This is a genomic window from Pseudomonas sp. P5_A2_2 (assembly GCF_054177685.1).
This window is the reverse complement of the sequence record NZ_JBGCUL010000105.1, coordinates 1-9803: the sequence shown is the minus strand read 5'-3', so window position 1 is coordinate 9803 and position 9803 is coordinate 1. Positions and strand designations below refer to the sequence as shown.

Below are 9803 nucleotides of genomic sequence, written 5' to 3'. Positions count from 1 at the left end.
CCGTCGCCCTGCACCGTGTACACACGCTCATCGACACCATGGCGCTCGATGTTCTGATTGGCCACTTCCAGCGCTTCGAACGACAGGTCCGCCAAAACCACCTCGGCATGCTGGAACTCGTAGGCGCAGGCGATACCGATGCAACCGGAACCGGTGCACAGGTCGAGAATTCGCGCCGGCTCGTTAGCCAGCCATGGAGTAAAACGATTTTCGATCAACTCGCCGATGGGTGAACGCGGGATCAACACACGCTCATCGACGATGAACGACATGCCACAGAACCAGGCCTCGCCCAGCAGATAAGCGGTAGGCACCCGATCTTCGATACGGCGTTTGAGCAAAAGCTGCAGGTGAACGACTTCCTCTTCTTCCAGATTGCAGTCGAGGTAGCTGTCGGCGATTTCCCACGGCAGGTGCAGCGCACCCAACACCAATTGCCGGGCTTCGTCCCAGGCATTGTCGGTGCCATGGCCGAAAAACAGATCCTCCCCATGGAAGCGGCTGACGGCCCAACGGATATGGTCACGCAGGGTGCGAAGGCGGGAAGTGATCACGACGGCAAACTCCAGAAAAATCGACGGGCGATTCTACCAGTCAAACGGCGTCACGACGACGCGGGAAAACTACCGATTCAAATGTAGGAGTTATCCGTTTTTTCGCCAGGCTATTGAACAAAACGCGACTATTGACAAGGCTACAGGCCAGCAACGACGGCATCTACGATCGTAGCGATTCACAGAACCGCTCAGCCAGAGGACAATGTCGCAAAAGCCCCACTCCAAGGAGCCCCAGAATGTCCGTTCCAAAAACGATGTTTCAACTCAGCGGCCGCGGTTATCCGGCAGCCAAACTGAGCCATGCGACCCTTATCATCATCGATGCCCAGAAAGAATATTTGAGCGGGCCACTGGCCCTCAGCGGCATGGATGAGGCCGTCGCGAACATCAAGCAATTGCTCGCCGCTGCCCGTGCCGCCGGCCGGCCGATCGTGCATGTCCGCCATCTCGGCACCCTCGGCGGAATGTTCAACCCGCAAGGCGTCGGTGGTGAATTCATTCCGGACCTGGAGCCACAGAGTGACGAGACCGTCATCGGTAAATTGCTGCCAAGCGCATTCCACGGCACCGAACTGGCCAAACGCCTGGAAGACCTCGGCGCCCTCGACTTGATCGTCTGCGGTTTCATGAGTCACTCCAGCGTCAGCACCACCGTGCGCGCAGCGAAGAACCTTGGCTTCCGCTGCACACTCATTGAAGATGCCTGCGCCACTCGCGATTTGCCTTACAAGGGCGGCGTGCTCAGCGCCGAACACGTTCATCAGACCGAAATGGCGATCATGGGGGACAACTTCGCCACCCTCGCGCTGACCCGTGAACTGATCTGATCGAGGCTCAATGAGCGGCCTGGAATGCCGCTCATCCGCAAAAGCCTCTCAATTGCCGTAATTGTCTTAGCCTCAGGAACATCCCGGTCAACTCCCGGTCGAAGGGCCGATACCCATTGAGGAAGGTCGGAATGAAGTTATCCGATGGTTTTGACGCTCGCCGCTTGCGGCCCAAAGGCCAAAGCAACTGGCGTTTTCGAATCGGCGCGACGTTCGCGGCGTTGCTGGCGATGTGCGGCGTGCTGCTTGCCATGGCCGGTGTCGCCAGCCTGCTCGGCCACGCACCCGCCCTGGGTGAATTGAACACAAGCCGCACCGGTGCTGCCGTGATCCTGGTCATCGGCCTGTTCGTGCTGTACCTCGGTGTCTGGCTATGGCGCCGTTGCCGTCGTCGCTCTCGGCAGTCGCGGGAACTGGCCATGTCGCCGCACCTGATGAAAAAACACGACTGAACCAAGCGTCACACGCGTTTTTGTCGCGCCCGATTCGCTTCGAGTTGGGTAAACTGGCCGCCCTTCGCGGAGGCTGACATGCAAGACGACGATTTTTCCCTGTTCAAAAGCGCGATCCTGGGCGTCAAGCCAATCAGGCACGATCGCGCCGAAACCGGCAAACCCAAGGCTGACCGCACGCAGATCGCCATGCTGCGCCAAGCGGCCACCGTGCGCACCGAATCCACCACCGTAGACGGGCTGTCCGATCAGTTCGTCATCGACGTCGGCCCTGAAGACGAGCTGATGTGGGCCCGCGATGGCGTGCAGGAAAGCCAGATGCGCAAGCTCAAGATCGGACAGATTCCGTTCGAAGGCAGCCTCGACCTGCACGGCATGAGCGTGGAAAAGGCCCGGGAAACCCTCTGGGCGTTCCTGGCCGAAGCCACCAAATTCGAAATCCGCTGCGTACGCGTCACCCATGGCAAGGCGGTACGCCTGGATGGCAAGCGGCCGATGATCAAAAGCCACGTCAATACCTGGCTGCGCCAGCATCCACAGGTGCTCGGCTTCACCTCCTGCCAGGCGAAACACGGCGGTGCGGGAGCCGTTTATGTGATGCTCAAACGCACCATGATGGAAGGTCGCGACGAGTAAAGCCGACGCGCCACGCTTGCAGCGTCGTGTCCGCCACCGTACCCTTGCCCTTTGCGTAAAATCCCACAGGTAGTTTCATGTCCCTGGAACAGAATTACACCGCGATCCTTGGCCAACTGGGCGAGGACGTCTCCCGCGAGGGCCTGCTCGACACGCCAAAGCGTGCCGCCAAAGCCATGCAGTACCTCTGCCGCGGCTATGAACAGACACTGGAAGAGGTCACCAACGGTGCCCTGTTCAGCTCCGACAACAGCGAAATGGTGCTGGTCAAGGACATCGAGTTGTACTCGTTGTGCGAACACCACCTGCTGCCGTTCATCGGCAAGGCTCACGTCGCCTACATCCCGAGCGGCAAGGTCCTGGGCCTGTCGAAGGTGGCGCGGATCGTCGACATGTACGCCCGTCGCCTGCAGATCCAGGAAAACCTCAGCCGCCAGATCGCCGACGCGGTCCAGCAGGTCACCGGCGCCCTGGGCGTTGCGGTGGTGATCGAGGCCAAGCACATGTGCATGATGATGCGTGGCGTGGAAAAGCAGAATTCGTCGATGATCACCTCGGTGATGCTCGGCGAGTTCCGTGAGAACGCAGCCACCCGCAGCGAATTCCTCAGCCTCATCAAGTGATTCGCGGCACGAAGAAAACCGGCGTTCATCGCCGGTTTTTTTTCGTCCGCAGAAAATCAGGTAAGCTGCGCGCCCTTATTCATTATCACCGTGAGGCTTTCAACGTGTTCGTAAAAGCGCTTCGTGTCGGCCTTGGCCAACTGATCATTTTCATCGACTTCATTACTCGTCCAAGCAAGAAAAAGCGCCCTGCCGCCGCTCAGGCCCAAGTCGAATCCGCCGCCAAGGGTCTGACCCTGTATCAATTCCACGCCTGTCCGTTCTGCGTGAAGACCCGCCGCACCCTGCGCCGCCTGAATGTGCCGGTGGCCCTTCGCGACGCGAAGAACAACGAACAGGATCGCCAGACCTTGCTGGAGCAAGGCGGCAAGATCAAGGTGCCGTGCCTGCGCATCGAAGAGAATGGCCAGACCACCTGGATGTATGAGTCCAAGGTGATCATTGATTATCTGGACAAGCGATTCGCGGCAGCCTGATTTGCTTGCGGTGTTATGACTGACGCCATCGTCGGAACGCCGCCCGGAGCAAGCTCGCTCCCACAGTGGTTTTGTGGCGCTCACAAAATCTGTGGGAGCGAGCTTGCTCGCGATGAGGCCGGCCCAGACAACGCAAATCCCGAACGCACCACCGCCGCCAACCGCCTCAGCCCCTCATCCAGCCGCGCCGGATCAATGTGGCTGAAGTTCAACCGCAGATACCCCGGATGGTTATCCGGCTCGGGGAAAAACGGCTCGCCCGGCATGAACGCCACGTCATTAGCCAACGCGGCGTCGAGCAAGGTGCGGGTGTCCTGCGGCTCCTTGAGTTTCAACCAGAAAAACAGCCCGCCCTGCGGCACGTTCCAGTCCGCCAGATCGGAGAAATGAGCTTCCAGCGCCGATTGGAACGCATCCCGACGCCGCCGATAAAAATCGCGCAACTCACTACGGTGTTGCTGATATTTCTCGGTGCCGATCCATTGCAGCGCCTGCCACTGGCCGACCCGATTGGTGTGCAAGTCTGCCGATTGCTTGAGTTTCAACAGATGGGGAAACAGGTCCGGGCTGGCAATCAAGTAACCAACGCGCAAACCCGGCAACAGGGTTTTCGACACGGTACCGGTGTAGATCCAGCTGGCCTTTTTCAAGCGACTGACAATCGGCGTGGCACTGCTGCCATCGAAGGTCAGTTCGCGGTAAGGCTCGTCTTCAATCAGGGTGGCGCCGAACTCATCGAGCAGCGCTGCCACCGCGTCGCGTTTGGCTTCGCTGTAACGCACCGCCGATGGATTCTGGAAGGTCGGTATCAGGTAGATGAAAGCCGGGCGGTGTTGTTCCAGACGAGCGCGTAACTCCGTCAAGTTCGGCCCATCAGCCTCCAGCGGCACGGTCAGGCAATCGGCGCCGAACAGCTTGAATATTTGCAGCGCCGCCAGATAAGTCGGCGCTTCGAGCAGGATCTCGGTGCCCTTGTCGATGTACAGCTTGGCGGCCAGGTCGAGGGTCTGCTGTGAGCCGCTGACCACCAGTACCTGGCTTGCCTCACATGGCACTCCCAACGTTCGCGCCTCGGCGGCCAACGCTTCACGCAACGCCGGTTCGCCTTCGCTCATGCCGTATTGGCCGATGGACACCGGCATCTCGCTCCACTCGACCTTCGGCAGCATGGCTTCGGCCGGCAAACCGCCAGCAAACGACATCATCTGCGGACGCTGGGCCGCGGCGAGGATTTCACGGATCAAAGAACTTTCAAGGCGCGAGACACGTTCGGAAAAAGCCATGGGGATCACCGGTAGCGAGGCACGTGGAAAATGAGTCAAACTTGTTGACCGAAATTACGCCAGCCCGAACGGATACGTCAATATGCTTGACCTTAAAAGCCCGCTTTCCCAGCAGCAAGCCATGGAAGCGTTTTTCTTCGGCTACCAGGCCTTCACCGCCAAGGCCGATGAAATGCTCGAACGTCGCGGCCTGAGTCGGGTGCATCAGCGCATCGTGTTTTTCATCGCCCGCTATCCGAACCTGAGCGTCAAGGAGCTGTTGGCGTTGCTCGGCGTGAGCAAGCAGGCGCTGAACATGCCGTTGCGGCAATTGTTGGAGATGCATCTGGTCGACAGCGTTGCGTCCGAGACTGACAAGCGCAAGCGCCTGCTGGAGTTGACAGCGGAAGGCGTGCGGTTTGAACAGGCGCTGCGCCGTGAGCAGGTGAAATTGCTGGAGCGGGTGTTTGGTGAGGCTGGGGAACAGGCAGTGAATGGCTGGTTGGCGGTGAATCTGGCGCTGGGGAAAAGCCAGTAAAAATCTACCTGTCCTCAAGTCAGTCATCGCGGGCAAGCCACGCTCCCACAGGGTCTTCGACGTTCACAGGGTCAGCGAACGACACAAAACCTGTGGGAGCGTGGCTTGCCCGCGATGGCGTCCTATCAGGCGATATATCCCTAAAGCCAAATATTTCGTCGACAAAACCCAAAACATTATTTGCTTTATTTGTATACAAAAGCATAATCCACTTCGTGCGAGTTCCTGACCAACAGGYCAACAAATTCGCAAGCACCTCAAAGGGCCGCTGCCACCCCTCTCGGATCCGGCCCTGGAAATAAAAATAAAACTCTTGAGGAGTACTCGCTGTGGAAAGCCGCAAATCCGAAGCATCGACGCTGGACCTCTCGCCGCCATTACGCAATGGCTTGCTGGAACGTCTGTTCAAACTCAGCTTGCACGGCACCACGGTGAAGACCGAGCTGATTGCCGGTCTGACAACCTTCATCACCATGGCTTACATCATTTTCGTTAACCCCAACATCATGGCCGACGCCGGGATCGATCACGGTGCCGCGTTCGTCGCCACCTGCATCGCCGCAGCCCTGGGTTGCCTGTTGATGGGCCTGTACGCCAACTGGCCGGTCGGCCTGGCACCGGGCATGGGCCTGAACGCGTTCTTCACCTACACCGTAGTCGGCACCATGGGCTACAACTGGGAAACTGCCCTCGGCGCGGTGTTCGTTTCCGGTGTATTGTTCATGATCCTGACCTTCTCGCGGATCCGCGAATGGTTGCTCAACAGCATCCCGGTCAGCCTGCGCTTCGCCATGGGCGCTGGTGTTGGCTTGTTCCTGGGGCTGATCGGTTTGAAAACCGCGGGTATCGTCGTCGATAGCCCGGCCACCCTGATCAAGCTCGGTTCCCTGCGCGAACCCGGCCCGCTGCTCGCCGCAGTGTGTTTCCTGATGATCGCCATCCTCAGCTACCACAAGGTCTTCGGCGCGATCCTCATCAGCATCATTACCGTTACMCTGGCCGGTTGGGGCCTTGGGCTGGTGCACTACGAGGGCATCATGTCGGCCCCGCCAAGCCTCTCCCCTACCTTTATGGCCATGAACGTCGCCGGCGTGTTCAACGTCAGCATGATCAGCGTGGTCCTGGCGTTCCTCTTCGTGCACATGTTCGACACCGCCGGCACCCTGATGGGCGTTGCCCAGCGCGCCAACCTGGTGGGTGCTGACGGCCGGATCGAAAACCTCTCCCGCGCCATGAAAGCCGACAGTGCTTCCAGCGTATTCGGCGCCGTGGTCGGTGTTCCGCCCGTCACCAGCTATGTTGAAAGTGCTGCCGGCGTGGCCGCTGGTGGTCGGACTGGTCTTACCGCAGTCACTGTTGGTGTGCTATTTATAGCGGCAATGTTTTTTGCACCACTGGCCGGCATGATTCCCGCCTATGCCACCGCGGGCGCACTGATTTATGTGGCAATGCTGATGATGGGCGGCATGGCCCACATCGAATGGGACGAAGCGACCGACAGCATCCCGGCAATCGTTACCGCCATCATGATGCCGTTGACCTTCTCGGTCGCCGACGGCATCGCGCTGGGCTTCATCACCTACGTGGCGTTGAAGGCCGGCACCGGCAAGTACAAGGAAATTTCCGTGAGCCTGTGGGTGCTCTGCGCGATCTTCATCGCCAAGTTCATTTTCTTGTAGGAGCGAGCTCGCGAAGGTCGTTAACGATAACGCGTACTTACCGGGTGGAATCCATAGTCGGAACGCTGCCCGGACCAAGTGCGCCACAGCAAACAGCCTCACCCCGTCGGGTGGGGCTTTTGTGCAAATGGAGGAAAGTGATGAGTCTGGAAACCTGGCTGCTGTTCAGTGGCGCTGCGCTGATAGTGATCCTGATCCCGGGGCCGCTGTCGCTGCTAATGATCAGCAACAGTCTGAATTACGGTCTGCGCCGTTCTTACCCGGCGTTTCTAGGGGGCGTGTTTGCTTCGATCTGCTTGCTCAGTGCTTCGGCGCTAGGCTTGGGCGCGTTGTTGCTCGCCTCGGAACAATTGTTCAGTGCCCTGAAGATCGTCGGCGCGCTGTACCTGTTCTACCTCGCTTGGCAGAGCTGGCAGCAGTCGCGCCAGCCCTCGGTGGGCGCTGAAGTGCCCCAGGCCGCACCCGTGCCGCGTTTCCGTGCGCTGTTCGGGCGCGCATTTGTCTTGGGGGCCAGCAATCCGAAAGATATTCTGTTTTTTGCCTCATTCCTGCCGCAGTTCCTGAGTGCCGAACAGCCGTTCCTGCCGCAGTTGCTGGTGATGATTGCCACGTGGACGGTGCTGGACCTGTTGTGCAAATTGGCCTATGGGCTGGGCGCGCAGGGCGCGGCGCGGTATTTGCGCAGTGGCAAGGGACAGAGTTGGTTTAACCGGATCAGCGCCGGGTTGTTCGGCGGTGCGGGTGCCGCGTCCTTGCTGAGTAGTCACTGAAACTTTAGACTTTTATCTGTAACGGCTGTTTGTCCTGTTCTGCCCGCCTGATGCTTTTAGTTTTCAGGGGGCAGAACTTATCCAGTACCCCGCCCCACCACATGGATCATAATGACATAGGTCCATGTATCTCCTCCTTGCGCCCTGCCAATTGCAATACTCAGCAACACCCCAGGCAGTCTTACCTTGTGCTATCTAAAATCCGCAACACGTTGTGACAACAGCATATATATGTATATCTAAAATTCCTTAACTCTTTGCCATCCTTCCGGAATGCACGCGACCTTTTTGGTTTTGTCATAACACGCGAACATCGATATTAAAAATTCGATTCAGCGTCTTTCCATATTTTTTAACATGACCTCAATCATTCCAATGTAACCAATTCGCAATTTACTCGAGGATAAAAAAATGGCTAAACCACCAAAAAAACCGCCTTCATCCGGTTTGTCTGACGATACGTCGACAACGACCCGGCCCGACTCGGAGCATACTTCTCTGCCCGGCAGCCGAGTCCCTATCGACTCACTTGATCTTCACTGGCCAATAAGCGATACACCCGGGAATCGTCCTTCCGATATTTATCCAGATAACAATCCCTCTCAAGAGCCAGCGATCATTATCACGGATCTTCCGACTGTAGTACGTTCTTTGCCTGAGTTTCCCGATGATATAAATATTTACCAACAGTCTCCAGACAACTCGCTGATGCTGCTTGGCGATTCTGGACTTTCACGCAGTAGCCAAGGATTTCTGTATGCTCGAATCGAGCATATCGGTGATGTCGCCATACAGATAAATGCCAAAGGTCAATACGAGATCGCGACAGCTTCGCCCTACGTTGTGGGATTGTCGAAAATCGACGGTAAGCCGTTGTGGCAGAAAAAAAACGACAATCCAGGTTCGAAGGAAACCGACGGGAGCGAACCTGTTGCAACCCAGGCAGCAAGCCTCGATGAACTCATTATTCCGAATAAATTCGCAAGGACACTGACAGCACCTGGTGAGGATGGGATTCGCGTACACCCTTCCGGAAGGCTGTTTGTCGATTTGTTTAATAACACAACGGTCATGGTCGTTCGAACGGAGGGAGGGAAATACCAAGCGAAGGACAGCAAGAGTCTGGACACCTATGGGCCCGTGCTTGAACGTATCGACGAAACATCGCAGTGGCAGCCTGAAGACTCCGGGCCGGGACCGAGCAAGCGACCACGCCTTGAACAGCCCGTCGATACTGCGCATGGCGCCGAACGTTCCACATCTTTCACCAGGTCCTGGGAACCGAACCCTCATTTGTGGTTGACATGGGGAAACCCGGTAGCCGAACTCACTGGATCGATCAAGGTAAATGAGCTTCATTACAAGATTTTTGATTTCGACAACGAAGTCGAATCCCGCGCGGTCATCAAGCCACCTGGGTTTGGCGATACCTTTAACGACTTCGAACGCGTATTGGCAGAGACACCGTGGCTTCAACCAGTTGTTGCCTCTCGCAATGCCGATGGTCAATGGACAGTGTCAAGTTCGCCGTTGTTTGAAAGGTCATTTAGCGAGTCTGTCGTAAATTCATTCAAAGACTTCAGTGATATCACGTCAGCGGATGTTGCCTACCAGCTGTTTGCACACAGCAGCGGGCGAAGATCCAAGCCTTCCAGCCGATCATTGCTGGAACTATCCGCCACTCTTCGACAATGGGAGAACAAGAGCACTGAAAGGCATTCCGGACCTGCCGATCCTATTCAACTACTCGCTGTGACTCGACCTGAAAACGCACCGGGGAGTGAATTATTATTCCGCTCCCCTTCTGATGGGCAAAAGTTATACCGCCTGGATTTCAATAGCGAGCACTTTGCACAACAATGGGCTGCCTATAAAACAACAGCGGACGAAGCCAGTCTCAGGCAACTGTTCCAGACATTGTTGATTCGTAACGGCTATGACGTTTTCCCCACAGCTCATCCGGAGCAAGCTGACGTATTGATG

11 protein-coding genes are annotated in these 9803 nt (G+C 57.2%); 9 read left to right on the top strand and 2 right to left on the bottom strand.

The window, feature by feature from the left end; all coding sequences use genetic code 11:
* On the bottom strand, positions 1 to 554 hold a 554-nt coding region (gene prmB, locus ACXRVY_RS10090), incomplete at its 3' end, for a 50S ribosomal protein L3 N(5)-glutamine methyltransferase (protein WP_458237332.1).
* Between the two features lie 239 nt (positions 555 to 793).
* Here prmB and ACXRVY_RS10085 point away from each other — a divergent pair.
* From ACXRVY_RS10085 to ACXRVY_RS10065, 5 genes are all read left to right on the top strand, one after another.
* Entirely contained in the window at positions 794 to 1384 is a 591-nt protein-coding gene (locus tag ACXRVY_RS10085; protein WP_223462188.1) for a cysteine hydrolase family protein, read from the top strand.
* A 131-nt stretch (positions 1385 to 1515) separates the two neighbouring features.
* The gene (locus tag ACXRVY_RS10080; RefSeq protein ID WP_223457892.1) at positions 1516 to 1836 is read left to right on the top strand and encodes a hypothetical protein; all 321 of its coding nucleotides are present in this window, start codon (positions 1516 to 1518) and stop codon (positions 1834 to 1836) included.
* A gap of 78 nt (positions 1837 to 1914) precedes the next feature.
* Positions 1915 to 2472 carry a Smr/MutS family protein gene (locus ACXRVY_RS10075; RefSeq protein ID WP_223462187.1) on the top strand — a complete coding sequence of 186 codons (558 nt, stop codon included), beginning with the start codon at positions 1915 to 1917 and terminating at the stop codon, positions 2470 to 2472.
* Between the two features lie 77 nt (positions 2473 to 2549).
* Entirely contained in the window at positions 2550 to 3095 is a 546-nt protein-coding gene (gene folE / locus ACXRVY_RS10070) for a GTP cyclohydrolase I FolE (protein WP_003204506.1), read from the top strand.
* A 104-nt stretch (positions 3096 to 3199) separates the two neighbouring features.
* Positions 3200 to 3571 carry a glutathione S-transferase N-terminal domain-containing protein gene (locus tag ACXRVY_RS10065; RefSeq protein ID WP_150724597.1) on the top strand — a complete coding sequence of 124 codons (372 nt, stop codon included), beginning with the start codon at positions 3200 to 3202 and terminating at the stop codon, positions 3569 to 3571.
* 80 nt (positions 3572 to 3651) lie between these two features.
* Here ACXRVY_RS10065 and ACXRVY_RS10060 read toward each other — a convergent pair whose 3' ends face one another.
* Positions 3652 to 4854, bottom strand: coding sequence for an aminotransferase-like domain-containing protein (locus ACXRVY_RS10060; RefSeq protein ID WP_223462186.1), 1203 nt, complete (start codon positions 4852 to 4854; stop codon positions 3652 to 3654).
* Between the two features lie 82 nt (positions 4855 to 4936).
* Here ACXRVY_RS10060 and ACXRVY_RS10055 point away from each other — a divergent pair, with 82 nt between their 5' ends.
* The 4 genes from ACXRVY_RS10055 to ACXRVY_RS10040 form a co-directional block, all read left to right on the top strand.
* Complete coding sequence (locus ACXRVY_RS10055) at positions 4937 to 5371, top strand: MarR family winged helix-turn-helix transcriptional regulator (protein WP_223462185.1); 435 nt, start codon at positions 4937 to 4939, stop codon at positions 5369 to 5371.
* 329 nt (positions 5372 to 5700) lie between these two features.
* Positions 5701 to 7050 carry an NCS2 family permease gene (locus ACXRVY_RS10050; protein ID WP_223462184.1) on the top strand — a complete coding sequence of 450 codons (1350 nt, stop codon included), beginning with the start codon at positions 5701 to 5703 and terminating at the stop codon, positions 7048 to 7050.
* A 140-nt stretch (positions 7051 to 7190) separates the two neighbouring features.
* On the top strand, positions 7191 to 7820 hold the full coding sequence (locus ACXRVY_RS10045) for a LysE family translocator (protein WP_223462183.1): 630 nt from the start codon (positions 7191 to 7193) through the stop codon (positions 7818 to 7820).
* Between the two features lie 411 nt (positions 7821 to 8231).
* Positions 8232 to 9803, top strand: a 1572-nt coding sequence (locus tag ACXRVY_RS10040; protein ID WP_458237331.1) for a hypothetical protein, incomplete at its 3' end; no start/stop codon positions are given.